The organism is Agriterribacter sp. (assembly GCF_035444585.1).
GTDB lineage: Bacteria > Bacteroidota > Bacteroidia > Chitinophagales > Chitinophagaceae > Agriterribacter.
In genome coordinates, this window is the sequence record NZ_DAOMOZ010000024.1 from 1 (window position 1) to 24991 (window position 24991).

Annotated in this window: 24 protein-coding genes; 2 read left to right on the plus strand and 22 right to left on the minus strand. The window is 44.5% G+C overall.

What is annotated here, in order from left to right; genetic code table 11:
- The 8 genes from PLH26_RS04330 to PLH26_RS04365 form a co-directional block, all read right to left on the minus strand.
- Positions 1-597, minus strand: a 597-nt coding sequence (locus PLH26_RS04330) for a beta-ketoacyl synthase N-terminal-like domain-containing protein (protein WP_324584763.1), incomplete at its 3' end; no start/stop codon positions are given.
- A gap of 18 nt (positions 598-615) precedes the next feature.
- Positions 616-3861, minus strand: a complete 3246-nt coding sequence (locus tag PLH26_RS04335) for a non-ribosomal peptide synthetase (RefSeq protein WP_324584764.1) — start codon at positions 3859-3861, stop codon at positions 616-618.
- Positions 3862-4055: 194 nt separating this feature from the next.
- A complete protein-coding gene (locus PLH26_RS04340) occupies positions 4056-4748 on the minus strand; it encodes a 4'-phosphopantetheinyl transferase family protein (RefSeq protein ID WP_324584765.1) in 693 nt (230 codons plus the stop codon).
- Positions 4735-5457: a thioesterase II family protein gene (locus tag PLH26_RS04345; protein WP_324584766.1), complete on the minus strand. Its 723-nt coding sequence runs from the start codon at positions 5455-5457 to the stop codon at positions 4735-4737. The genes PLH26_RS04340 and PLH26_RS04345 overlap by 14 nt, the downstream gene beginning before the upstream one ends.
- 19 nt (positions 5458-5476) lie before the next feature.
- Entirely contained in the window at positions 5477-5698 is a 222-nt protein-coding gene (locus PLH26_RS04350) for a DUF1737 domain-containing protein (protein WP_324584767.1), read from the minus strand.
- 42 nt (positions 5699-5740) lie between these two features.
- Positions 5741-8938 carry a non-ribosomal peptide synthetase gene (locus tag PLH26_RS04355; protein ID WP_324584768.1) on the minus strand — a complete coding sequence of 1066 codons (3198 nt, stop codon included), beginning with the start codon at positions 8936-8938 and terminating at the stop codon, positions 5741-5743.
- Between the two features lie 37 nt (positions 8939-8975).
- Complete coding sequence (locus PLH26_RS04360) at positions 8976-10400, minus strand: serine hydrolase (RefSeq protein ID WP_324584769.1); 1425 nt, start codon at positions 10398-10400, stop codon at positions 8976-8978.
- Positions 10401-10580: 180 nt separating this feature from the next.
- Positions 10581-12548 (minus strand): acetoacetate--CoA ligase, encoded by a 1968-nt coding sequence (locus tag PLH26_RS04365; protein WP_324584770.1) that lies wholly within the window; start codon positions 12546-12548, stop codon positions 10581-10583.
- 341 nt (positions 12549-12889) lie between these two features.
- On the opposite strand from PLH26_RS04365, the gene PLH26_RS04370 reads away from it, so the two are divergent.
- Both PLH26_RS04370 and PLH26_RS04375 read left to right on the plus strand, forming a co-directional pair.
- A complete protein-coding gene (locus PLH26_RS04370; RefSeq protein ID WP_324584771.1) occupies positions 12890-13294 on the plus strand; it encodes a hypothetical protein in 405 nt (134 codons plus the stop codon).
- Positions 13295-13341: 47 nt separating this feature from the next.
- Complete coding sequence (locus PLH26_RS04375; protein WP_324584772.1) at positions 13342-13614, plus strand: Rdx family protein; 273 nt, start codon at positions 13342-13344, stop codon at positions 13612-13614.
- A gap of 10 nt (positions 13615-13624) precedes the next feature.
- Here PLH26_RS04375 and PLH26_RS04380 read toward each other — a convergent pair whose 3' ends face one another.
- From PLH26_RS04380 to PLH26_RS04445, 14 genes are all read right to left on the minus strand, one after another.
- The gene (locus PLH26_RS04380; RefSeq protein WP_324584773.1) at positions 13625-13999 is read right to left on the minus strand and encodes an ApeI family dehydratase; all 375 of its coding nucleotides are present in this window, start codon (positions 13997-13999) and stop codon (positions 13625-13627) included.
- Positions 13983-14609, minus strand: a complete 627-nt coding sequence (lolB2, locus tag PLH26_RS04385) for a flexirubin biosynthesis protein LolB2 (protein WP_324584774.1) — start codon at positions 14607-14609, stop codon at positions 13983-13985. The genes PLH26_RS04380 and lolB2 overlap by 17 nt, the downstream gene beginning before the upstream one ends.
- A complete protein-coding gene (lolA2, locus tag PLH26_RS04390) occupies positions 14587-15222 on the minus strand; it encodes a flexirubin biosynthesis/transport protein LolA2 (RefSeq protein WP_324584775.1) in 636 nt (211 codons plus the stop codon). Before lolA2 ends, lolB2 begins: the two co-directional genes overlap by 23 nt.
- The gene (locus PLH26_RS04395) at positions 15215-15988 is read right to left on the minus strand and encodes a polysaccharide deacetylase family protein (protein ID WP_324584776.1); all 774 of its coding nucleotides are present in this window, start codon (positions 15986-15988) and stop codon (positions 15215-15217) included. The genes lolA2 and PLH26_RS04395 overlap by 8 nt, the downstream gene beginning before the upstream one ends.
- On the minus strand, positions 15982-17031 hold the full coding sequence (locus tag PLH26_RS04400; protein ID WP_324584777.1) for a beta-ketoacyl synthase chain length factor: 1050 nt from the start codon (positions 17029-17031) through the stop codon (positions 15982-15984). Before PLH26_RS04400 ends, PLH26_RS04395 begins: the two co-directional genes overlap by 7 nt.
- Positions 17031-18230 carry a beta-ketoacyl-[acyl-carrier-protein] synthase family protein gene (locus PLH26_RS04405; RefSeq protein ID WP_324584778.1) on the minus strand — a complete coding sequence of 400 codons (1200 nt, stop codon included), beginning with the start codon at positions 18228-18230 and terminating at the stop codon, positions 17031-17033. The genes PLH26_RS04400 and PLH26_RS04405 overlap by 1 nt, the downstream gene beginning before the upstream one ends.
- Before the next feature lie 70 nt (positions 18231-18300).
- Positions 18301-18564, minus strand: a complete 264-nt coding sequence (locus tag PLH26_RS04410) for a phosphopantetheine-binding protein (RefSeq protein WP_324584779.1) — start codon at positions 18562-18564, stop codon at positions 18301-18303.
- On the minus strand, positions 18545-19189 hold the full coding sequence (locus tag PLH26_RS04415; protein ID WP_324584780.1) for a hypothetical protein: 645 nt from the start codon (positions 19187-19189) through the stop codon (positions 18545-18547). Before PLH26_RS04415 ends, PLH26_RS04410 begins: the two co-directional genes overlap by 20 nt.
- Positions 19190-19338: 149 nt before the next feature.
- On the minus strand, positions 19339-20586 hold the full coding sequence (locus PLH26_RS04420; protein ID WP_324584781.1) for an NAD(P)/FAD-dependent oxidoreductase: 1248 nt from the start codon (positions 20584-20586) through the stop codon (positions 19339-19341).
- Between the two features lie 382 nt (positions 20587-20968).
- Entirely contained in the window at positions 20969-22033 is a 1065-nt protein-coding gene (locus PLH26_RS04425; RefSeq protein ID WP_324584782.1) for a class I SAM-dependent methyltransferase, read from the minus strand.
- A 38-nt stretch (positions 22034-22071) separates the two neighbouring features.
- Positions 22072-23214, minus strand: coding sequence for a beta-ketoacyl-[acyl-carrier-protein] synthase family protein (locus PLH26_RS04430; RefSeq protein WP_324584783.1), 1143 nt, complete (start codon positions 23212-23214; stop codon positions 22072-22074).
- Positions 23215-23320: 106 nt separating this feature from the next.
- Positions 23321-23746, minus strand: a complete 426-nt coding sequence (locus tag PLH26_RS04435; protein ID WP_324584784.1) for an acyl-CoA thioesterase — start codon at positions 23744-23746, stop codon at positions 23321-23323.
- 41 nt (positions 23747-23787) lie between these two features.
- Positions 23788-24435, minus strand: a complete 648-nt coding sequence (locus PLH26_RS04440; protein ID WP_324584785.1) for a hypothetical protein — start codon at positions 24433-24435, stop codon at positions 23788-23790.
- The gene (locus PLH26_RS04445; RefSeq protein ID WP_324584786.1) at positions 24432-24860 is read right to left on the minus strand and encodes a hotdog family protein; all 429 of its coding nucleotides are present in this window, start codon (positions 24858-24860) and stop codon (positions 24432-24434) included. The genes PLH26_RS04440 and PLH26_RS04445 overlap by 4 nt, the downstream gene beginning before the upstream one ends.
- Between the last annotated feature and the right edge of the window lie 131 nt (positions 24861-24991).

Here is a 24991-nt window from a genome sequence, read left to right on the forward strand (position 1 = left end):
CTGGTAGTTCAAAAGGCTCCCACAGGCCTGTATAATGGCTACCAATGAAGTAGAATCAGCGCTTTGTACGGTAACTGCAGGGCCTTTAAGGTTAAGTTTATAGGCAACGCGTGTAGTTAAACTGTCCTTGTCGTTGTGTAAGGCAACAGTGAACATGCCAACAGATTGCAGTACTTCGGGATTGAGGTAAATGTTTACCAGGTAACTGCTGCCGTCAACGCCTCCATACACTCCAATCAGCCCGTCGTTATACATTTCAGCATCATAACCCGCATTTTCTAAAGCTTCCCAGGCAGCTTCAAGGAATATTCTATGCTGAGGGTCCATTACTTCTGCATCACGCGGACTAAGACCAAAAAACGAAGCATCCATTTTATCATAGTCTTCCAGCACCATTCCCTTTTTAACTAACGAAGGATGCTTAAGTACAGAAGGATCAATGCCTGACGCCTTGAATTGCGCTTCAGAAAATTCGGTTATACAATCAATTCCATCCCGGAGAAGCTGCCAGAATTCATCCGGATTGCCTGCCATTGGAAACCTGCAACTCATACCGATAACGGCTATGTCTGTGCTTCTTTTGGAATGAGTGGTCATTGATATATAAATTATGGATTACACTGGTTTACGGTTTCGTTTTTGCTGAAAAAAAGCCTGCCTTTGTTTAGCGGCGCGGTCGTCAATTTTCGATGATGAAGTTGTGGCCGGCATCCTTTCAAGATGTTTTGCAAGCGACCGGATGGTTGGATACTGAAATAGGGTAATGAGGGGAACATCCGTTTGCAAAGTTTCTTTTAAACGATAATGTACCTGCGCCATCATAAGCGAATGCCCTCCCATATCGAAAAAATTAGCATCAACACTTACCTTTTCAAAAGGGAGATATTGCTTCCAGATATCGGTAATAATCATTTCTGTTTCCGTTTGAGCTTCCTCAGAAACGGCTTCAAAAGAACCCGTGCAGAAATCTGGTTCCGGCAAAGCTTTCCGGTCAATCTTCCCATTGAAAGATTTAGCCAAATCGTCCAAAATAACAATAGCAGAAGGTATCATGAAGTCCGGAAGTTTTTGCTTAAGCCAATCCTTCAGGGCTTTCACGGTAATATACATTCCCGAAACCCCTGCAGCATAGGCAGTCACTGTCTGGTCGCCTTTTTCATTTTCCCGCATAACCACCACAGCCTCTTTAACAGCAGGATGCTGATGCAGGAGTTTTTCAATTTCTTCCAGTTCAATCCTGAATCCCCTGAGCTTCACCTGGTGGTCTACTCTTCCAATAAATTCAAGATTGCCATCGGCGAGAAATCTAACCAGATCTCCTGTCCGGTAAAGTCTGCTACCCGGCTCTTCACCAAATGGATCGGGTACAAATTTTTCGGCTGTTAGCGCCGGCCGATGAAAATATCCGCGAGCTACCCCTTTCCCGCCCAGGTACAATTCGCCGGTTAAACCCACAGGAACCAAATCCAGAAAAGCATCCAGCACATATAGTTGCACGTTGCTGATCGGTTTGCCAATGGGCGGGCAACTTCCTTTATTGTCAATTACAACAGGATGGCTGGTTGTCATAACGGAGTTTTCAGTTGGTCCATAAAAATTCAGGAGCTGAAACGGTGGCGCCACGATTGGCAGCTTTACCAGCTTTTCACCCCCCACTGCCAGTATGCGCAAAGATGTTCCCGGAGGCCAGGGTTCTGCCATTACCTGCTGCCCGATAGCCGTTGACAGGAAGGTTATACTGATCTTTTTTTCTATGATCTCTTTTCTGAGCAATGCCGCAGAAGTTCTTGTAATATCATCTACCAGGTATGCAGTTGCGCCGGTTGCAAGGCAGGGAAACAGTTCAAAAATATATGCGTCGTAGGCGGGGGTGGCCATTTGAAGACAGCGGTCATTTTCATGAATGGCATAGGCTTCGATGTTCCATCTGGTAAGGTTTGTAAATCCGCGATGGATAAGTTCAACACCTTTTGGTTTGCCCGTTGAGCCGGAGGTAAACATGATATAGGCGCGTTGACCGGGGCCAATTGAAACTGTAGGAGCAATATCCGGATGGTTTTCCAAAAGATGCCAGTTTTGATCGGTGACAAAAACAGGGTACCCCTCCGGTGGAAGCTTGCTCATACATCCCGATTCAGTGATTACCAGATCAGGTTGTAAGTCATTGAGCATAAACAAAAGCCGTTCTTCCGGGTATCCTGCATCTAATGGCACAAATGCTCCCCCCGCTTTTAATATGGCCAGGTGGCAAACGATCATCTGCACCGATCGGTTCATGCATACCGCTACTACAGGTTCAGGACCGGAGCACTTAGTGATCAGCAAATTGGCCAGTTGATTTGACTGAACTTCCAGCTGACCGTAGGTGAGGGAATGTACTTCCGAAAAAACCGCAGTTTTTCCCGGGTTCATAAGGGCTCTTTCTGCAATAAGGTCATGAATGAAAATATCTTCCGGCCAAGCCGTTGCCGATCCGCTGCCTGTTTGTTTCACCAACGCTTTCTCTTTGGTATCGAGTAGTGATAATTCTGCAACCAATGTTTGCGGCTCACCGGCAATTTGTGTAAGCAGTTGAAGGAAATGCCTGATCAGATCATTAATAGCCCGGCCCGGGAACCGGTCCGAATTGTATTCGAAATATCCCGCAAGCCCATGTGCCGATTGCGTTATGGAAAGCATCAGGTCGAATTTTGAAGTGGTAACATGCACATTGGGTAAATCCGTTTCCTCCGGCTGGCCCGCAGTGGTTTCCTCATCAGTTGATTGCAGCTGGAATACCACCTGGAATAAAGGATTTTTTGAAGCATCCCTGGAGGGATTCAGGGATTCCACTATCATTTCAAATGGAATATCCTGGTGTTCGAACGCATTAAAAGCTACCTGTTTTATTCTGCGCGAAACCGTCAGGAAGGATTCATCACCCGAAAATCGAGACCGCAATGCTACCGTATTCACAAAGAAGCCAAGCATATCTTCCCATTCAATTTTGTTGCGGCCCGATACAGGGCAACCCACCACTATATCACTTTGCCCGGAGTACCTGAACAACAGTACATTAAAAGCAGCCAGCATGGTAATGAACATCGTTTGTTCTTCCGATGCGCTCCATTTCTTCAACCTGGAAAAAACCGGGAACGGGATGTTAAAATGCCTGCTTTGCCCGTGGAACAGATGATTGCCGGAAGACTGCCCTGAAACGGGGAGTTGAAGAACCGGAAGGTTTGCCAATTCATTTTCCCAGAAGGCAAGCTGCAACTTCTGTTCGTCTGTATTTAGCCAGCAGTTTTCCCACGCGGCATAATCGCGGTATTGCATTTTTACCGGAGCCGGGGAAGGAGATATTCCATTCAGTGCCGCTTCGTAAAACAGCTTCAGTTCCCTGTTAAATATTCCCATTGACCAGGCATCGGTAATAATATGATGCATGCACACGAGCAGGTAAGATTCATGAGGCTGAACATGCACGAGTGTGGTACGGATCAATTGATCATTGGCCAGGTCAAAGGGCTTTAATGCTTCTGCAGCAGCGATAATCTTTAATTCATTTTTCGGATCGGCGTATGATGAAAGGTTGATCTCTTTTAAGAAAATGTCTGTTGACTGACGGACCTTCTGCAGTGGCTGACTGTTCATAACAATAAACCCTGTACGCAATATTTCATGCCGGGAAATGATCTTTTCCAGGGACTGTTTTAATACCTGAATATTAACCGGGCTTAAAAAATGAATAGTATGAAACACATTATACAAAGAGCTGTCTGGCTTAAGCTGGTGCAGGAACCACATCCGTTGCTGTGCAAAAGACAATGGAGCAGTATCCGCCAATGTGTGGTCAGGTATATGAGTACTTACTTCAACCATACAACAAGCGTTTATTCTTCCTAATTAAGTAAGTTGGCCGGACTCAACAGAGTTTAACCCGGCGTATTATGATTGCATAAGGAACGGGAAGTAACGAAAATCATTTGTGTGGCTGGATATTAGACCATGAGGGCAATTCCGTAAGGTACAGGTATTTGAAGGCGGTTTCGGGTGGGAACAGGTATATAAACCTACTATAATATTACCGGCAATGTGGTAACCTGTTTAAACTTTAATTCTTTTAGTGAAAGCGATGAAACAATGCGATCTGTAGCAAGATACAAACTATATTTCTTATCTATATCCAATTCTTTCAAATAATATGTTCTATTATATATCCGGGCGGTAGTAAAGTCGGATAAAATGTTTTGCAAGGGTACGCTGATCCCCGATCCCAGCAACTTTACAACACTTTCCTGCATAGTCCATATGCGGTAAAACATACTGGTTGGTTCTTCATCTTTTTTAATAACATTCAGCTGATCCGGGGATAGGATTTCAATAAAATCGTCAATACATACATCTTTAATTTGCTCAATATCTATGCCAATCCTTCCATTTTTTGTAACTGACGCTATAACAAAATCTCCTGAATGAGAAATATTGAAATCGCAACAATGCTCAATATAGGGACGACCATAATTTGTGTACCGGATATTGTTCAAATTAAAGTGAGCGTACGTTGGCGTTAGCAGGTAAGCCAGCAACTTTCGCCCGATCCAAAACCTGCACCTATCCTGCCACCGGCGGTATTCACGCATGGGCTGCAGCCATTCATTCATAGTAAATGCAAACCGTTCCCGTTCACGCCACTCGGTTTCTGTGGGTAACCTGCAGTAAACCACCTGCACTGCGGTATCTTTCCGTTCTGTTTCACGGGTATACATGGTCAAACAAAATATTTTTAATATACTCGGCCAACATCATGTACTGATCAAGAAAATAAAAGTGGTTCCCCTCAAAATAAACTACCCGGGGAGCATATCGGGTATGCCGATGCCAGGAACTGGGTTCTGTAGTGATACGGTCATCCTTACCCAAAAAAACAGTCATCGGCACATCCACCGGGTAACGCTTTTCAAACTCATCCTTCTCCGGTATTTGAACCAGTCTAAAATCTGCACGCAGTATTGGTTCAAATATAGTGCGGATCTCATCGTTCAAATCGTTTGATAAGGGCAACCCACCCAGGTCATTTATTTTTTTCCAGAATGCATCCGGCGGAAGCAGATACCATGGTTCCGGATGCGCATTCCAAAGCCCGCTTCGTCCCGAACAAAAGAGGTGAACAGGCAATGGATATCCTTCCTGTTTGATTTTAGTAGTTAAAAGACAGGCAAGTACTGACCCCATGCTGTGTCCGAAAAAAGCATAGGGGTTTCCGAGGTATCCCCTGATATGATTGAAAAGGTCGTCAACTGCAGTTGCAATATCAGTAATCAATGCTTCAGTGAACCTTCGCCCCCTTCCGGGAAGCTCAAGCGGATGCGTTTCCAGTTTTGGGGCCAATTCATTCTCCAACACACGGTACGAATAAACATTGCCGCCTGCAAATGGCAACATAAACAATCTCAGCCGGTTGTTATAATCCTGCATGAATTTTGGTTTTGCAATATTAGCGGCTGGTAACAAATCCCGGTTTCTGCCGTTGTGTAATATCTTTCAGAAAAGCCTGAAGATACCTGACTGAATCTACTTTGTTTCCGGTTACATAATCCGGAAAAGCAAACAGGTTTCCATGCAGCAGCCATCCGTCATTCAACCGCTGCTGCACGGCCTGGCAAAATTCATCATAGTCTGTGCTTTCTAACAGAAAAAATTCAAGTTGCTGAGCCATTGGAATATATGTTTTATGGTTTTTGACTGATCGTCCACATCTTCAGGCCAAAACAGTTTTCTTATTTATATGTTCTTCAATCAGTTTTCCAAACAGGTGAATGGTTGGCGCCTTAAAAATCCCCTGTAAAGGAATACTTATCCTGAAATGTTCCCGAACCCTGGAGGTCATTTGTGTTGCCAGTAAAGAATTGCCGCCCAGCAATCTAAAGAAATGATCATGTATACCAACCCTTTCAAGTTTAAACAGATTGGCCCAAATCCCGGTCAAAACCATTTCATGATTCGTTTCAGGGGGCGCATAGCTGTGTGAAAGTCCGGTATGGTTTTGAGGTATGCCGGGAAGCATACTTAGGTCAATTTTTCCATTGGGTTTTAAAGGAATTGAAGGAATTGGCATTATTAAGGCCGGCACCATGTACTCCGGCAATTTTTGACGGAGGTGATCATTCACAGATGAGAGGAGAGTACTATATGCGGTTGCACCGGTTAAATCAATATGCTCCGGAATAATATAGGCTATGAGCAACTGCTCATCATTTTGCAGCTGATGAAGCAAAACCAGGGCATCGTTTACCTCACCATGTGATCTGAGGGCTGATTCAATATCACCCGGTTCAATCCTGAAACCTCTTAACTTTATTTGTTGGTCAATTCTTTCCAGATACTCAAGGTTTCCATCTGTCCGGTATCGTACCTTATCGCCTGTTCGGTACATTCGTTCTCCCGGCTTTCCGCTAAAGGGATCGGGTTGAAATTTCGCTGCTGTCAGTAAGCGATTGCCCAAATAGCCTCTCGCCAGTCCGGAACCGCCAATCCAAAGCTCACCCGGAATCCCAATGGGCACCGGGTTCATTTCTTTATCCAGTACATAGAACCTAATATTGGATATTGGCTTTCCGATGGAAACCCGTTCATGATCTTTCTCTATCCTGCAATGCCAGCAGGAGACGTCAATTGTGGCTTCCGTTGGACCATACAAATTATACAATTGCGCAGGTAGCAAACGATAGAATGCCTGAACTGATTTTGGCAACAAAACGCTACCGCCGCAGTATACTCTTTTCAGAGATACGCATTGATCAATATCCGGATGCTCCAGTAAAAGCCTGAGCATTGAGGGTACTACCTGCAAAACGGTGATCGAATATTGAATGATTTTTTCAACCAGGTAATCCGGATCGCGGCTTTCTTCGTCTTCAGCAATAAATAGCCGTGAGCCGGCAATTAAAGGTGCGTAGAATTCCCAAACAGAAGCGTCAAAGCTGTAGGCCGTGCGCTGCATTACCATATCGGTCAAATCAAGAGGAAATTGCTCTTTCATCCAAAGCATGTGATTACAGATAGCTGCATGCGGGATCATTACACCTTTAGGCCTGCCCGTGGATCCCGAGGTGTAGATCACATAAGCTATTGACAATTCATCCGGGTCAACATTCGGATTGTTTTGTTCTTCCTTCATGATCTTTTCCCATTCCTCGTCAAGGAAAATAACTGAACCTCCGTAACTGAACAGATTATCGTACATCGAATGCTGGCTGATCATCGCTTCCATCCCCGCGTCATCAATCACCATCTGCAACCTGCCTGCTGGATAGGATGGGTCCATTGGAATATAAGCGGCTCCGGCCTTGAGTATGGCCAGGAATGAAACGATCAATTTATCAGATCTTTCAACACAAACACCTACAAAAGATCCCGGAAGAACCCCATGAGCGAGCAGGTAATGAGCAAGTTGATTAGATTGGTTGTTAAGCTCTTCATACAATAGCTGAGTATTTTTAAAAACAACGGCCACCCGGTCGGGGGTAAGCTTTGCCTGCTCTTCAAATAAATGGTGCAGCAGAGCGGGTGAACCAAAATCTTTGCCGGTATTATTCCACAATTTCAGCAATTGATGCTTTTCATCACTCTGAAGTATTTCTATTTCTTCAAGTGGCTTTGCGGGATTTTCAACCGCTTTTGTCATAAGTTCGGTAAAATGCCTGCACATTCTGTCAATGGTATCTTTTTCAAAAAGCTGGGTACTGTATTCAATTTCCCCACCGAGCAGTCCATTGTATTCCGCAAAACTAACCCGAAGGTCAAATATAGATGTTCCTTTATCTACCCCCAGAAAAGGCGATTCACCGGCTGAAGCTGCCCCTGGTATCTTAGGAAACTGAAGAAATTGAAATGACACCTGAAACAGGGGATTTCTACTGAGGTCGCGCTCCGGTTGCATTGCTTCCACCAGCATTTCAAAGGGAAGGTCTTCGTGCTCGTATGCTTCAAGCGTTATCGCTTTCACACGCCGGAGCAAGTCAATAAATGAAGGCATTCCCGACATATCTGTACGTATAAGTATTGAGTTCACGAAAAATCCGATCAGGTTTTCAATCTCGGTTTGATTTCGGTTGGCAACGGGTATGCCCACCACTACATCGTCCTGCTGTGTATATTTATACAACAACCCAACGAAGCCGGCAAGCAATATCATAAACAGGGTAATATTCTCCCTCAGGCCCAGTTTCCGGATAGATTCCGACAGATCCGGAGATAATTCAAGCAGTTGGTAGTTGCCTGCAAATGATTGAAGTGCAGGGCGGGATTTATCAAGCGGAAGATTAAGCGCCTGCATACCTTTCAACCGCTTTTTCCAGTAATCAATATGCATGTTCAATACTTCACCTTTCAGATAATCGCGCTGCCAAACAGCAAAATCGGCATATTGTACCGGCAATTCCGGTAGCGTGGAAGGCTTTCCCTGCGAAAAAAGTTCATACAGGGTAGTAAGCTCGCGGAAGAAAATGAATCTCGACCATCCATCAGAGATGATATGATGCATAGAAAGCAGAAAAATAAAATCCTCCGTGCCGCATTTTATAAGTGTTGTTCTAAGCAAGGGTCCTTCTGCAAGATCAAAAGGCTTTCTGGCGTCAGTATTTATGAGTTGTTGTGCTGCAGTCTCTCTTTCGCTGCCGGCAAGGCCGGAGAGATCGTGGTAAAACAGGTCCAGGTCGAGCGATGCTGCTATTACCTGCTTAGGCTGTCCGTCAATAGCAGTAAATGTTGTTCTGAGCGTTTCATGCCGGCGAACGATCTCATTAAGGCTTTTCTTCAGCACCAGGCTGTTTACCTGAAATCCGAGCCGCATGGGAGCCGACAGATTATAAAAGGCATTTCCTGGCATCATCTCCTCCAGTATCCACAATCTTTGCTGGGCATAAGAGGCGGGAAAAATGAATTGCTCACCTTTCATTTCGAGCTGATTTTATAAAACGAATCGGTTTTATAGTTTATAGGGCAAGGAGATCATTTGCCATGCGCAAGTATCCTGCTTCGGGAAATTTTTTTTCATTACAAAGCCGAACACAATTTTCAAGATATATCCCCGCCTTTTCATTATTTCCCGTGTAATGGTAGGCTTCACCTACCAGGTAGCAAAACCGCAGATCATTTTTGTACTTAACCTCAACCGGCTTTAAATATTTTACTGCTCTCGCATATTCGCCCTGGCTGTTCAATGCCTGTGCCATCAGCAGTATTTCGTAAAAATTTCTGGTCTCAACCTGCTTATCATCATTAAATATCCGGTTTATTTTTGCCCGAAAAGCAGGGTTGCAGGCTAAAACAGAGTAAATCAATTCGTGCTGGCTAAGGGTTGTTTTGGGATCCTGCTCTACATAGTTATTGCCGGTTGTTATTATTACCGTATTAAATTCTTTGATCACAATGATGAACTGCCAGCCATTACCCGCGGCGTAAACAATTGGTTCAAAGTCAAAAACGGAACCGATCATCCACCACTGGTATCCGTAATAGATTTTATTGCTTACACCGAACCGGGGCACGAAAGAATCGCGCACCCAGCGGGAGCTGATAATAGGATTGCCATTGAACCGACCTTTGTTTAAAAACAGGTTGCCGATTTTAGCCATGTCCCTGGAACTGAGGTACAAGCCGCCGCCGCAATGGGCCATTCCAAAATATTCGGACCAATGATATTTTCCGATACCCAATGATTCAAAAAGGAATTTTTCGGCAAACTTTTCAACGGTCATCCCTGTTTTAGCCTTAAGGATGGCGCCCAGGAGGATGGAGGCGCCACTATTGTAGTTGAACCGCATTCCGGGTTTGTCCGTCATGTTTTGGGTGAGGATATAATCAAGCCAATTTATATTGCTTGCATACATGTCGGTGAGGCTGTTGCCTTTTTCTTTGTAGCTGGTCGTTTCATCCCAGGCAAACCCGGGCGACATGGTCAGCAGATCTTTTAAACGGATAGATTTTTTAAGGCTGTCTTCCTTTCTAAAATCATAACCGGGAAGAAGAGCAGGCAATTTTTCATTGACGGAGCGGATAAATTTTTTATCTATCGCAATACCAATCAGGGCAGATGCTATACTTTTGGTAGCCGATTGAATATCGTGTATTCTCTTTTCTTCCCATTTGTTGTAATATTTTTCCACTACCAGTTTGTTGTTGTATACAACCAGCAGGCTGTGAAGTAACCCATAGTTCCCAGCCGCTATCCGTTCATCAAGCCGGGAGAATATGGATGTGTCAAAGCCAACTGCCTGAAGGCCTGAAGCTGTGATTGTTGTGTCGGCCGCGACCTGTACCTCCCCTAAAAACAATTTGCGGGCAAATGCCTTAAGATTAAATATTCCCACATTCAACAGGATTATTAAAAACAGCAACAATGGTTTTGATTGCCGCATGGTGATTTAATGATTTATGATGATCAGTTTATTCTGATACAATCAATGAGGTACGGCAGTAATTTCCGGCTCCAGGGATAGGAAATGCTTCCTCAACATTTCGGCCATTTCAACAGCAGGAGTTGGCCAGTGGGTGCAAGGGGTGGTTCAGCGGAGGTTGGGGAATGAAGATAATCAGAATTAGGGATAAATCAAAGTGGCTAACGTTTTAAAGAACTCCAGCGATCCGGGGTTCTTAACAGCACCGGTGTTTACCGATTGCTCTAACGGCTTGCCCATTAATATCTTTTTAACAGGCATCTCCATTTTCTTCCCGCTTATCGTATAGGGAATATCATTAACCGCAATGATCTCATCGGGCACATGCCGGGGAGAATAAGCGGCGCGTAATGTTTTTTTTATGGACGCTTTTATCTCCGCTGTTAAAGGGTAACCGTCCTTCATCACCACAAACAGGGGCATATAATCACCGCCACCGGGCAATTCAATGTTAACAATAAGACTGTCTTTTACTTCCGGCACGGTATCTACCGCCCTGTATATTTCCGCTGTACCGATGCGTACGCCCTGCCTGTTCAACGTGGCATCCGATCTTCCGAGAATAACAATGCCCCTGCGTGCCGTAATTTTCACCCAGTCGCCAGGCCGCCATATACCGGGGTAGGTATCAAAATAGCTGGAAAGGTATTTTTCAAACTGCCTGTCATTCCAAAAAAATACCGGCATGGAAGGCATAGGACCGGCGATCACCATTTCGCCTACCTCATCCGTTACACGTTTACCATTTTCATCCAAAGCATACATCTCGCAACCCAACGCCCGGCATTGAATTTCTCCTTCATATACCGGCAACAAGGGGCAGCCACCTACAAATGCTGTGCAAACATCCGTTCCGCCGCTCATGCTGCACAGCCACAGATCTTTCTTTATCTTTTCATACACATAATCAAATCCTTCCTGCGGAAGCGGTGAGCCGGTAGAACTCACAGAACGCAGCACAGAAAGATCGCCACATTCACCCGGAAGGATACCTTCTTTTTTACAGGCCATAATGAACGGAGCGCTGGTTCCAAAATGATGCACAGGTATTTTTGCCGCCATGCGCCACAATGTGCCGATATCGGGATAACCGGGGCTTCCGTCGTACAATACTATGGTAGCACCCAAAAGCAGCGCAGCATGCAAATAATTCCACATCATCCAGCCGGTGGTGGTGAACCAGAAAAAATTCTCTCCCGGCTGAACATCATTGTGAAAGGCGAGGTATTTAAAATGTTCAAGCAGCACACCGCCATGGCCGTGCGTAATTGCTTTGGGTATGCCGGTGGTGCCGGACGAATACAATATCCATATGGGATGATCAAAGGGAACTGCTGTAAATTGCAAAGCTGTATAGGGAGTTTGCATTACTTCATCCCATAATACAGATCCGACCATATCTCCTCCTGCAACGGCATTACCGCCAAAGGGTATGCGGATCAGTTTTTCAACCGAAGGAAGCGCCGCTTTAATGGTTTTCACAGCCTCCGTGCGGTTAAAAAATTTTCCATTATACATATATCCATCAGCAGCGATCAAAATCCGGGGTTCAATTTGCCGAAAACGTTCCATTACGCTTGCAGAACCAAAATCGGGCGAGCAACTGCTCCATATAGCGCCAATGCTCATTGCAGCCAGCAGCGATATGGTAGCTTCGGGGATATTGGGCAGATAGCCGGCGATCCTGTCGCCGGACCGTATGCCCTGCTGTATAAAAAAATTTTGCAATGCTGCTACCTTCTGCTTCAACATTTCCCAACTGATGGCGGTGAGCGGTTGGTATTCAGATTGAAACAGGATGGCCGGGCGCTTATTTGTTGCATTACGGAAAATATGCTCCGCGTAATTCAACGTGCTTCCTTCAAACCATTTTGTCCGGGGCATGGGATCATTGCTCTTTATACTGCTGTAGGGTGAATGATGGATGACCTTAAAATAATCCGAAATGCTCTTCCAGAAATCTGCGGGATGCTCAACAGACCATTCCCATAAAGCATCATACGTTTTAAATTCCAGTTGCAGGTTATCGCTTAACCACTGCATATATTTTGCAAGATTGGAACTGAGCTTAAATTGTTCGGAAGGCTGCCATAATACAGGTGGGGTCATAGTGCACTAAGATAAAAATAATTAATGGCAATACCAGTACAGACCCTTCCTTCGTCAGGGTGACAGGAAACGGGTTTCCTGCCGGGCAGTACAACAAAAGCCCAACACCTTATACCGCAGCCTGTCATTCTGATCCCGCCCCAAACCGGGAGAAGGATCTGTATTCGCTTCGAACAGCACAGATGCTTCGCATCCACCTCAACGCAGGAAGGATCCCTGCATTGACCAGCAAGAGGCGCCGTTCATTTGTTACATAAAAGCAAAGATTCCGTAAAATACTGCCTGCAATTGTACTTTTGTGGCAGTTAATACGTCATACCAGTATATAAACTGGATACCATTTGAAAAAAACATTACTTACACCGGTTTTACTGCTATTGGTCACCGCACTGTTTGCACAGAAAACAGACAGCATATATTTTAACCTGTATACAGACAGCCTGAAAAAAGGAACATACAATTACATCAATGTGATTGGAAAGCTCTCCAATGGTAGTTTCCGCCCGATGGACAGCACCCAGCTCATTTTTACCTCTTCTTACGGGAAATTTTATGGGAACAGTTTGTGGATCCCTTTTGAATCCACAGTTGAAAAGGTAGATATCACTGTTAAAGCCAGGCAAAACCCTTCGCAGATCCTGTACCACACTATCTATATAAAAAAGAAAGCCGATGATGAAAAATTAAAAACGGTAGATGAAATATTGGCGGAGCCCCCAAAGCGCGGAAAACGGAGAAAGAATTAATATGCGCTTCTATCTTTTTATATTTTTACAGTACAATACCAGGCTCAATGAAAGATGTAATTATCATCGAATACTGTCCGCAGTGCGGCTGGATGTTACGCGCAGCCTATATGGCGCAGGAATTGCTCACCACTTTTACCGGAGATGTGAAAGGCATCATGCTTCAACCATCGGATACTGCCGGCCGTTACACCATCAGCGTCAATAACAAAACGATCTTCGACAGAAAAAGCGAAGGCCGTTTTCCGGAAATAAAGGAATTGAAACAGTTGGTGAGAGATATGGTAAACCCTGCCAAAGACCTGGGACATTCCGGCTGATCTGTATGCTTTAGCCTGTTATAGCAAAAACGCCCTTTAATTTAAAACATATCCTTTCTTCACATCTCAGGGAAGCAACTACATGCAGTTCATCATTTTCCTTTTCACTGAACTGAACAGATGCCTGAACCGGCTTAGCTTCCACCGGATTGATGACGGAAAGGAATTTTATATGATCAGACTGCTTTAACATCAGATTTTCCTCGGTAACGGTTTCCAGTATTTCCTTTATCATTTGCATCATACACACGCCCGGCACTACAGGCTGCCCCGGAAAATGTCCTTCAAATACGGGGTGTGCAGGATTCAGTTGCAGCGATGCCTCAACCATTCCATTATCTGCCGTTAACGAAGCAACGGTATAAAAATCATCTTTCAGTATCATCCCGTAAACGTTTTAAGCCTATATCAAAATTAAAATTGTGGTGCTTTATACCAATGGTATCGGGCATACCATCATTGCCCGGATGCATGATGGCTTCCACTACTCTTTTTTTCCGGCTTCCCCTTTCCATGCGCAACAGGTTCGTGCAGGTGCTGTCGGTAATATAATAATAGTAATCCCTGCCGTCGGGGAACACGTGGTAGTAATTACCATCACTTTTCAGCGTATAGGATCGTGGCACATTGAGGTGTTGCATCAACAGCAGCTCAAAGTCTTTACGAAGGGTTTTGATCACAGCCTTTTTGTTCATCTGGCTGTAGATATAATGCACCTTAAAGCCTGTCCTATCAAATTCAAAGTCGAAGAATTTGAAACCGGCTTCGCTGGAGAAAACCATCCTTATACTGCTGTCGGGCATGGCTTTAATGATGAGCAGTCCGCTCAGGTGCTTACCGGTTACGTTCACCTGCGCATGGTATAAAGCCCGGCTGAAAGCCGGCCTGAAGGCACTGATACAAAGCGGATCGGCTTCCGTACGTTGCAGTTTTTTATAGGAAGATGAACAGGCGGCGCAGATCAGCCAGCAACTAACGTACAGCAAACAACGCATCGGCAAGCGGTATATTAAACTGGCGGTTAACAAAATGAATGGAGGTGCCGTCGCCCGATGGCTCATGCATTTCAATACGGGATACAGCGTAATCCTTTTTTTCAATAACCATATTGATGTTACTGAATAAAGTCTTCAGATTTTTATTAACCGGCGAGAGCTCCGCCATAAAAGTAGTTTTACCCTCAAATATCCTCACTTTAAAATCACTGCTTTGCAGGGCTTTTCCATTTACACAATCTATCATTATTGTATTGATCTGCCGGAACAGCTTATTGGATTTGGTAGATATTTTATTTTCTTTCTGGTTATCCTTAATGTATACATTGCTTCCGTTAATGATCATCAGGTATTGAAAAGGCTGTGTGTACTCCATGCGTACGGCATTTTCCTTTTTGAACCAGAACTTTCCTTTCGATACAATTTTTTCCGCCAGCAGGCTCAGGGTTTTTTCCTGCACAAAATCGCTTTTGACGGTATTTGTTTTTTGCGATGCGGCGGCAAACTGCGCCTGAAAAGAAGAAGCATTTTGCAGCAAAGCATACCCGGGGTATTGCGCTTCTGCAGCTATTGCGGTTATCCACAGCATTCCGGTTAAAACAAACTTATGCATAGGGCTCCAAATTAAGCAATTTGTCTAACCGTACAATTTCATAGCCGTTTCGCTTTACCTCCTGCAAAAACGCAGAAAGCATATCTACGGTAGCTTTGCTGGTATCATGAAACAATACAACGGCTCCCGGTTTTAACGATCCGGTAACTTTTGCCAGTAATTTTTTTGCATCCTTTGCTGCCGTATCCATTGACCGGACACTCCACCCTATCGGAATAAATTTATTTTTTTCGATGGCTTTTTTAAGATTGGGATTGGTAACGCCGTATGGTGGCCGGAACAAGCAGGGTTTAACGCCTGTAACCTTATACATAGCTTCATTCATCATCTGCAGGTCCCGGTTCATTTTTTGGGCCGAAAAAAGATCAAACCACAGGTCATGCGAGTAACTGTGATTGCCTATAAGATGCCCTTCATCATATACCTGCTTTAATAAGGCCTCATTTTCATTAATCCGCTTACCAATACAAAAAAAAGCTGCTTTAACCTGGTGCTCTTTTAATATCTGTAAGATCTGCGGTGTATACAAAGGGGCCGGACCATCATCAAAACTGATGGCGATTTGCCTGAATGTTGTATGAGCTGCAGAAATCGTTCTCAGGTAAAAATTAGACCTTACATTATAGCTGCCATAAAAAAGGAAAGACAAGTAAGCCAGCAGCAGTATAATAAAAGCAAATACAGGAATATTGTAAAAGAAATGATAGCCGATCATCCCGATCAGCAAAGCAATAAAAACAATATTAATGGTATTAAAGTTCAGCATGCCGACAGCAGGTATAAAGTGTGATAGGTATTTTGGTAGTGGTTGTATATCAATATCCGCCGGGGGCGTTTATCATTACTCATGGCTAAAGTACAGGAAGGTATCTCTCCTGTTTTTATGATATTGGCGGCCAGCCACAATGCAAAGGAAGCCGCCGTAGGATATTCGCCGCACAAATGCTTGAACCGGGCAGTGGATTTGCCTTTGAAGATCGTTTGCGCGAGTTGTTCATACACTGCATCCTCGTGTACATTGCCGTTTTGACCTGTTATTACCAGATCAACATCATGCATACCAATAGCATGGAACGATAAAAAGGATTGAATATTTTTTTTGATCTCTTCAACATCACGGGGCTTATAAAAAGTATATAACCCGTTGAACTGCGCATAGTCGTTCCCGGAAGGATCTGCTGCCAGTAAAAAAAAGGCCGCTCCTTCACCTGCGATCGTTCCTTTTGCAGCACCGTCGTATAACGCCTTACTGGAAGAAATGTCTTTTTTATACAGCCCAAACCGGCTCAGCAGCCGGAAGCTGGTGTCGGTAAGCTCATCTGCAGCGCCGGCCAAAACAGTTGACATATGCTGCTCCTGCAATAAAGTGACAGCGTCCAACAGTGCGCTTTCAAAGGAAAATCCCCTGTGCACAAACGTGTTGTTATAATTGTGACATTTGAGCAACAATGCAATTTGCGCTCCAACGGTATTGTGGGTTGATTGTATAAAAGCAGTAGGGGTAAGCAGTTCTTCCCTGTTCTCTATCATCTTTGAAAGAAATACTTCCGTATCTGCCAGGCAACCATAGGCCGTTCCGGTAATGATGGCGCCGGGCATTTCCGTTGCAGATGTTTTTAAGCAATCCATTGCAGCAGCAACCCCCATTTTTATGATCCGGCTCATTCGCCTGATCATTTTAGGGTCAATGAGCTGCCCGTAATCGGGTTCTACGCAATTCAGCCTGTTCCCCGCATACACAGCAGGTTCAGTTAATAAAGCACCGAAAGAAGGTTGGGGTGATATGCCTGCCGCAGCCTGTATGAACATTATGCTTTTGAGAATATAAGTGATGAGCAATTACCGCCAAAACCAAAAGAATTGGAAAGCACATGACGGATGGCTGCTCCTTTTTTAAAATGCGTTTCCGGGATAAAAGGCAATGCTTTCATGGGTGTTTCCAAACGCAGGTTGGGATAGATCAGCCCATGCCGGATAGCCAGCGTAGAAAAAACGGCTTCAATTCCGCCGCTGGCGCCTAATGTATGGCCCGTAAAAGATTTGGTAGAGCTCATGGGCGGGTAATGTCCCTCAAACAACAGCTTAATTGCCGTGCCTTCGGCTATATCATTGTTTTGTGTTCCCGTGCCATGCAGGTTGATATAATCAATCTGTTCGGACTGCAGTCCGCTTTGCTGCAAAGCACCTTTCATGGCCAGGTATGAACCTGTGCCGTTGGGTGAGGATGCCGTTTGATGATAAGCGTCATTGGCATTGCAATACCCGCTTAATACACAAACAGGGGTATTTTTTAAGGAGCCGGCAACCTTTTCTGAAACAAGCACTACGTATCCGGCGCCCTCTCCAAGGTTCAATCCCCTCCTGTTTTCATCAAAAGGCTGGCAGTGTTGTTGGTCCACGATCATTAAAGTATTAAATCCGTTGAGCGTAAATCTGGTCAACGCATCGGTTCCGCCGGTGATCACTACGTCCAGCATGTTTTGCCTGATGAGCCTTGCACCAAAAAATATAGCGTTGGCAGATGACGAGCAGGCAGTGCTGATGGTAGATATATAATTTTTTATGCCCAGCCGGTCGGCCACCAGCTCGGTGACCGCGCCACATTCGTGATGAATAATATTGCGTAACCTGCCTTTATGCGGATCGTTTAAAAAGCCCGGGAAAAAATTTTCCGTTTTGTCCATACCACCCACGGTATTGGCAGAAATAAATCCCGTGCGCAGCTCATCAAAATTTTCGATAGCCGCATGATGCAACGCTTCTTTGGCAGCTATCGCCGAAAGCAGCGCTGTACGGGTGATATGTGCAGGCATGCCGGCCAATTCTGCCAGTTCAGCGTTGCTCATTTTCACCTCAGCTACGGGAAGCTTATGACGATGTGCCGACCGGAGATACTGCATTTCACTCATTCCGGCTACTCCATTTTCAAGTGCAGCCAGGTTTTCGGCTATATTATTGCCTATAGCCGAAATCACACCAGCGCCTGCAATAAAAACGGGGCTACCCATTATTTCAGATTTGAAATTTGAGATTTGAAATCTTGGATTTTAGATTTTGAATCAATCAGGTATACCGCTACTATACTGTTTTAGGCTGATGTTCTGTAATGTATTGTGCCATGGTTCTAACAGAACGGAATACATTCTGACCTTCCTCCGCATTGGCAAGCTTTATCTTATACTCCTGCTGCAGCAACACGATCAATTCGAGGGCATCAATAGAATCCAGCCCCAGCCCTTCCACAAAAAGCGGCTGGTCGTCGCCGATATCTTCGGGTTTCAAATCTTTCAGGTTCAGTTGCGTTATGATCTGTTGCTTCAGATCAGCCATTAATTTCTCCATTAGCTATTTCGTAAATTTGATGAATATGATCACTATTAAATGGTAAAGCCTCTTTTCCGGGACGATTTTCCACCAGATATACTACAGCCTTATATTCTTCTCCCAAACATTCTACCCATCCGCTTATACATGCATTGATCCGCCTGCGATCCAATAAATCCTGCACATAAAACTGCATAAAATCAGGATCGAACCTGTCGCTCACAAAAAAAGCATTTTCTCCCTTACAACGATGCCTGATGCTGATCTCGCCAATCACAATATTAGGCAAAGTATATACAAATTGGGCAGGACTGGGTATGTTTTTAACGGTTTGGAAATAATTAATGTCGGCATCCAAACTGGAATTGGCATTGCTCAATACGATACCAACTGTTTCAGGACTGTATTCTTCTGCAACCCGCCTTTCTTTCAGCAGCAATTCCGCTGCTAAAAAACCGAGTTTACACAGATTATCCATTTTATAAAATTTGGGATAATCCACATTAAAATATTTATATGCCGAAAGCAGGAAATGGGCTGTATCGCTGCCTGTTTCATCGTTTAAAAGCAGCATGCCGTTCCTGTATACCTTTTTTGAGGCAATGCAACAATGAGCAGTAATGTATGTTTGGATATCCGACAAAATATGAATATTTTTTAGAGCTATAAGCTGTCAGCCGTCACTATCAGTTCTCAGCTATCAGCTATGAGCTATGAGCCATTGGCTATCTACTCACTACTCACTATTGACTACTCACCATTCACTCTTCACCTCTCACCTTTCACCTCCCCTCACCCTTCCTTCAAACTATCCCTCATGGTTATGATCCGCGCCAGCTTGTGCAGGGCAGTAGTGTGATCCTTTACATAGGGGTTGGCAGTATCCCACACATATCCCGCTAAAACAGAACATATCTGGCTTTTTATAAGCGGGTCCTGGTTGTCGGCAAAGAAAATGGTGTCCAGCGTACCTTCATACCACGCCATTACATAAGAGCGGAAAGTATTTACGCCCTGCATCATAATATCCATGTATTCTTTGTTCCAGTCTACCTCTTCTCCTTTGAGCTTACGGATCACCAGTTTTGCAGCCAACTGGCTGGAAACAGTAGCCAGCGTAACGCCGGAAGAAAATACAGGATCTAAAAACTCGGTCACATTTCCCGTCAGCACAAACCCGTTACCGTAGAACCTGTCGGTGGTGGATGACCACGACTGCAATGTTCGCGGCTCAAACACCAGCTCTACATCTTTAAACCGATCGCTCAAATATGGCTCTGTGGCGATCATTGCCCTGAATTTTTCCTCCGGTGAACCTTCAAATCCCTCAAAGAATTCCGGGAATCCTACAAAGCCCAAAGAGGTGATGCCATTGGCAAAAGGAATGATCCATATCCATACCGCTTTTTGATGCACTACAATAGTGATGCGGTTGGGCTCATCCGACATGGCACGTTTGGTATCCACCGTGTGTGCAAACAATGCTTTACGCGCCGGAAGATTGGAGGGTTTTTCCATATTGAACATGCGGGGGATGACCCGTCCGTAACCGCTGCCATCTATAATAAAACGCGCTTCTATATATTTCTTATTGCCATCGGCATCTTCGATAGTGGTGACGGATCTCCCATCATCATTAAAGGCAATGTGGGTTACCGTTGCTTCATACTGAACCGGAACGCCCATTTTTTCAACCGTTTTTGCCAGTGTATGATCAAAGTCGGCACGCTGTACCTGCCAGGTTCTTTTCCACCCCTGAGTAAACTGATCTGCAAACTGATAGTCGCATATTTTACCATTCTTTACAAACTTGGCGCCGTTCTTCTCCTGGAAGCCTCTTTCGGCCACTGCATCTAAAAATTTTGCTTCTTCCAGGGCTTCCATACACCTGGGCAAAAGGCTTTCGCCAATTACAAAGCGGGGGAATTTCATTTTCTCAACAATGCGTACTTTATATCCGGACTGGTGAACAATGGAAGCAGCAACCGTTCCCGCAGGACCGGCACCAATTACCAGCACATCTGTTTTTTCTGTTTGCATATATATTTATTAAATAAGAACCAAAAATCAAATCACAAGAACCAATAAAATACAAAATTAAAATGCAAATGCGATCAGCTTTCAGCAATCGGCTATGGGCTTTCAGTGCCAGTGTTTTCTCCGGATTGAAAGCATCCTCCGGATTTCGAAATTAAATATCTGGATTTATAATTTATTTGTTTCTTATGATCTGCTTTTTGGTGCTTTATGTTCAGATGTGGTCTGACGCTCCTTTGTCGCGTACCGACCACATCTCCGGATTTCGGAATTTAAATATTCGGATTTATAATTTATTTGTCTTTTGTGATTTGCCTTTTGGTGCTTCACGTTCAGTTGCGGTCTGACGCTCCTTTGTCGCGTACTGACCGCAATGTTTTCAAATTCACCTCTTCTTCCTGCATTTCAACAGGCTATGGCTTAACCCTATACCATCGGTTTGTTCCACAATTTCAAAGCCCGCATCGTATATGCATTGCTTAAAAACCCCTGAGTCGTACATCTGGCTGTTGCCATTGGCCAAAGCGGTGAAATAGATGGAGGTTTGCTGGAGGCAAAAAGCCGCAGTTTCAAACCGCTGCGTGTCCCAGAATGCTTCAAGTATCAGCACACAGCCATCATCATCTATTGCCGTGGCGCAGCGCTTTAAGATAGAAATGATTTCCGTTTCAGAAAAGCAATCTAAAAACTGGCTCATCCATATCGCGTCAAATCCTTTCGGGAAAGGCTGATTTTCATCTAAAATATTGGCAGCATGAAAAGATACCCGGTCCGCAAGCCCCAGTTCCTCTATTTTTTTTCTGGCCATATTCAGCTGTCCGGGCAAATCCATAATGGTAATATCCGGCGCATGCTTTGCGGAGGCAATTGCCCATTTACCGGTGTTTCCACCTATATCCAATATGTTTTTAATGCCGTTTTTATACACATGCTTTATTACTGCCGGGAAAGCGGTATCGGAAAAGAAGTGATCAAAAGCGAACCAGCTTTTCTGCACATGCGCGGACAATTGCGAAAGCCCTTCATAAATGGTAGGCCAATTCCCAAATTCTTTAAGTCCTTCGGGCTTGCCGGTTTCAATGCTCTTATCCAGGTCAAACAATCCTTTGTAACACACATCATGCACAAAATCCATGTTTACTTTTGTAAGCGGGTCATGCAAAATAAAATAACCTGTGCGGGTCAACGTATATTTACCATCGTTTTCCACAACCAATCCTATCCCCAATGACGATTCCAGCAGCACCCTAACTCCGTAGTGAGGCAATTGTACACGGTTTTTAATTTCTTCAATGGTCATTCCGGTGGATGCGCTTTCTTCAATAACACTTAAAATGCCTGTATCCCTCATTACTCTGGCTACCTGGAATACCACAGGTCCAAATGCAATGAATTGGGCCATCCCTTTCGCCTCCAGAGCTGTTTTGCTGTCCTTTTTAAAAAATTTCATGTAATAAAATGTGCTGGGTTATGGTTTATGGTTAAAAATCAAACTGCTTTTCGCAACACTATAGCTGCATTACAACCTCCAAATCCCGATGCGGTTTTCAGGCAATTGCTGTATACGCCTTCCTGCAATGCGCTGCTTACCGCTAAGGGCTGTGTTGTACCCCGCACTTCAAATCCCGGGGTGGGCAAAATTATATTTTCTTTCAGTGAATGAACGCAGGCTACGGTTTCTATTAAACCGGCCGCACCCAAAGTATGCCCGTAATATCCCTTCAAACTGTTGACCGGAACCTGCTGCAATCCTGAAAGGTTTATGGCTTTCGATTCCATTTCATCATTGTACACGGTAGCCGTTCCGTGCGCCGAAATAAAATCAATTGTATTCTTGTCAATACCCGCTTCCCGAACAGCGGCTTCAATAGCCTGGTGCAATTCTTCTCCTGTACGGGAAGGCCCTGAAATATGATTGGCATCGTTGCTGGCGGCGCCACCCGCAAGCCGTATGCTTTCTTTACCACCGGGTTTTTCTACCGAAAGAATAATCGTGGCTGCGGCCTCGCCCAATGTTATGCCATTCCGATTGGCATCGAAGGGCCTGCAGGGCATATCGCTTACAGCGTGAAAAGACCGGAAACCGGATAATACAAACCGGGTAATGATATCGGCCCCGGCTATTACCGCATGATCGTAACGGCCGGATTGTAATAAGCGCATACCCGTGATAAGGGCCACCAAACCCGAAATGCAGGCGTGCGATACAACCACAGGATGAGATTGAAACCCGAAATAACCGGCTATTGCTTTTGCCGAACTGTGCAAAGCAACGCGCTTTTTTACAGATTCGGTTATGGGCTGTGATTCAATAAGACTGATATTGCCTTTGGTGGAAGAAATGACCAGGGCAGTTCGGGAGCTGGTAACATCCACACCCGAAAGCGATAAAGCGTCCTGCATGGAAGCGATAAGCAGTTGCTCAAATTTAGTGTAGGCGTCCGGACTGCTATCGGGTGCTGTAAATCCCGCATCTTCACTGAACAAAGACGCATAAAAAGGTTCGGGGGCAATTGCGGTGTGGTGCAGTTGTATTCCTGAAATACCTTTTTTCAACAGATCAAAATTTTCATTTGCTGTTGAGGCTAAGGGTGATACAATATTGCTGGAAATAACGAAAACCGGTTTCATCGGTACCTGTTTGTTTTTACATCTTTGTCGTGCATCACGGTAAAATGACTGTATATATTTCCGCGTGTGAAAAAATGTACATCGTGTTTCATTGGCTTGTTAAAGATCAGATCGGCACATGTTTCTTTTTCCATTCTTCAAAAAAAGGAGGATTGGTTAACTGCAGCGCTGATGTTTCCCTGCTCAGGAAAACCTGAACCGAAGTTCCCGTAGCTACCAGCTGATTGGTGGCTGAATTGAACAACCGGTATTCAAATTTCAACTTGGCAGCTTCACAGGGCTTATATATCGTTTCTACTATAACCTTTTCGCCATATTTTAATGATCGTTTAAAGTCGCACTGGATGCTCACCACAGGTATAATAACGCCCTGCCTGTAAAAGTCGAGGTATCCGATACCATATTCATTGCCAAAGGCCTCCCTGCCATCTTCAAAGTACCGTATATAATGTCCGTGCCATACTATGCCCAACGGATCAGCCTCATTAAACCGCACATTGATCTCAATTTTCCCGGATAAAGTTTTCTGCATTATTTATTTTTTCCAAACAATGATCCAATCCGCTTCGAAACTCAGCCTGCACTGGCCTTCCACTCTTTATATTTTGATTTTCTTATATCATTCAGCACTTCGTACACCGTTTTTGCCCAGTAATTCCTGAAGCCGAACCCGGCAGCTTTGGCTGTCATCCTTTCGGTGAGCAATACCTTGCCGGAGGAAAGATCAATAAAAGTTACATACATTGAAGCCTGGGCCGAGGCTTTGTTCATGCTTTCCATGATAAACATCAGCCCGATGCCTTTTTTACCTGTAAACTTATATCCTTTAACAATGGATTCGATCGTTGCTTTGGTAAACCTCACTTCATCGGCACTACCGGATTCAATGATCTTTTCAGCGTCTATTTTGGCATTCTTTGCATTAACAAAGCTGATATCATTTGTTACATTTGACGTTGAAAGCGCTTTCTGAAAATCGTATTTTTTAGGCTCATTTACAATCACCTGGTTAATGGCAGCGAACTGCCGGTCTCTTATATCCATGGCATTGGCTGCAATATCGTTCAGCACTTTGGCATGGGTGAAATCGACTCCCAGGTAAGTAAGCGGAACCTCGGAAGAGTTAAAAAATTCTTTTAATGTCTGGGCAGAAAGGGGTTGCGCTCCTGTAAGCAGGAATACCGCGGCGAACAGCCATTTGAATGCAGGTAACTGTTTCATATCATTGCAGATTTATTGGTTGACTGAATAAAGATTTTCATTTCGCATTGCGCCAGCACTGCCCCCCTGCAACTAACCTTTCCCGCGATCACGGTAACGTCAAATACCTGGTTCTTTATCACGATCTCTGTTTCCAGTTCATCGTTTAGCCCCGGTAAAGCCATAATACGCAGGTTCTGCACCGCCCCTATAAAACCCACCGGAACAGGTTCCTTTTTTTGGTTGCAAATATAGCCCATTCTGGCAGCAGCGGTTTGAGCTATATTTTCTACCAGGGCCGGTTCGGTAAGCTGTCCGCCTGCCGTAAACAGATTGTCGGCTGTTACCTTAAACTTTGTTACAGCGCTATTATCACCGGCAAACAACAATTCATCAATCATTACAAAAGGACGGCGCTGGGGAATAAAGGCCAGGATATCTTTCATTATAACAATGTATGCTAAAATTTTATGTCATACTGCGCTGCAAAGTATGGATTTATGGCATATTGTCAAAAAACAGGATCACTGCTGTTTTATAGTTCTCCCCCAACCTGCAAAACGCCTGTTCGGATTTA

What these genes read in the sequence shown, in the direction of transcription:
- PLH26_RS04340 (WP_324584765.1), bottom strand. Translation starts at nt 4,748, where the DNA reads ATGTATACCCGTGAAACAGAACGGAAAGATACCGCAGTGCAGGTGGTT.
- PLH26_RS04380 (WP_324584773.1), bottom strand. Translation starts at nt 13,999, where the DNA reads ATGATACTGAAAGATGATTTTTATACCGTTGCTTCGTTAACGGCAGAT.
- PLH26_RS04405 (WP_324584778.1), bottom strand. Translation starts at nt 18,230, where the DNA reads ATGGGTAGCCCCGTTTTTATTGCAGGCGCTGGTGTGATTTCGGCTATA.
- PLH26_RS04435 (WP_324584784.1), bottom strand. Translation starts at nt 23,746, where the DNA reads ATGCAGAAAACTTTATCCGGGAAAATTGAGATCAATGTGCGGTTTAAT.
- PLH26_RS04410 (WP_324584779.1), bottom strand. Translation starts at nt 18,564, where the DNA reads ATGGAGAAATTAATGGCTGATCTGAAGCAACAGATCATAACGCAACTG.
- PLH26_RS04365 (WP_324584770.1), bottom strand. Translation starts at nt 12,548, where the DNA reads ATGACCCCACCTGTATTATGGCAGCCTTCCGAACAATTTAAGCTCAGT.
- PLH26_RS04400 (WP_324584777.1), bottom strand. Translation starts at nt 17,031, where the DNA reads ATGTTCATACAGGCTGCGGCAGGCATATCACCCCAACCTTCTTTCGGT.
- lolB2 (WP_324584774.1), bottom strand. Translation starts at nt 14,609, where the DNA reads ATGCGTTGTTTGCTGTACGTTAGTTGCTGGCTGATCTGCGCCGCCTGT.
- PLH26_RS04430 (WP_324584783.1), bottom strand. Translation starts at nt 23,214, where the DNA reads ATGAAACCGGTTTTCGTTATTTCCAGCAATATTGTATCACCCTTAGCC.
- PLH26_RS04445 (WP_324584786.1), bottom strand. Translation starts at nt 24,860, where the DNA reads ATGAAAGATATCCTGGCCTTTATTCCCCAGCGCCGTCCTTTTGTAATG.
- PLH26_RS04335 (WP_324584764.1), bottom strand. Translation starts at nt 3,861, where the DNA reads ATGGTTGAAGTAAGTACTCATATACCTGACCACACATTGGCGGATACT.
- PLH26_RS04350 (WP_324584767.1), bottom strand. Translation starts at nt 5,698, where the DNA reads ATGGCTCAGCAACTTGAATTTTTTCTGTTAGAAAGCACAGACTATGAT.
- PLH26_RS04345 (WP_324584766.1), bottom strand. Translation starts at nt 5,457, where the DNA reads ATGCAGGATTATAACAACCGGCTGAGATTGTTTATGTTGCCATTTGCA.
- lolA2 (WP_324584775.1), bottom strand. Translation starts at nt 15,222, where the DNA reads ATGCATAAGTTTGTTTTAACCGGAATGCTGTGGATAACCGCAATAGCT.
- PLH26_RS04355 (WP_324584768.1), bottom strand. Translation starts at nt 8,938, where the DNA reads ATGAAAGGTGAGCAATTCATTTTTCCCGCCTCTTATGCCCAGCAAAGA.
- PLH26_RS04420 (WP_324584781.1), bottom strand. Translation starts at nt 20,586, where the DNA reads ATGCAAACAGAAAAAACAGATGTGCTGGTAATTGGTGCCGGTCCTGCG.
- PLH26_RS04425 (WP_324584782.1), bottom strand. Translation starts at nt 22,033, where the DNA reads ATGAAATTTTTTAAAAAGGACAGCAAAACAGCTCTGGAGGCGAAAGGG.
- PLH26_RS04395 (WP_324584776.1), bottom strand. Translation starts at nt 15,988, where the DNA reads ATGCTGAACTTTAATACCATTAATATTGTTTTTATTGCTTTGCTGATC.
- PLH26_RS04360 (WP_324584769.1), bottom strand. Translation starts at nt 10,400, where the DNA reads ATGCGGCAATCAAAACCATTGTTGCTGTTTTTAATAATCCTGTTGAAT.
- PLH26_RS04375 (WP_324584772.1), top strand. Translation starts at nt 13,342, where the DNA reads ATGAAAGATGTAATTATCATCGAATACTGTCCGCAGTGCGGCTGGATG.
- PLH26_RS04440 (WP_324584785.1), bottom strand. Translation starts at nt 24,435, where the DNA reads ATGAAACAGTTACCTGCATTCAAATGGCTGTTCGCCGCGGTATTCCTG.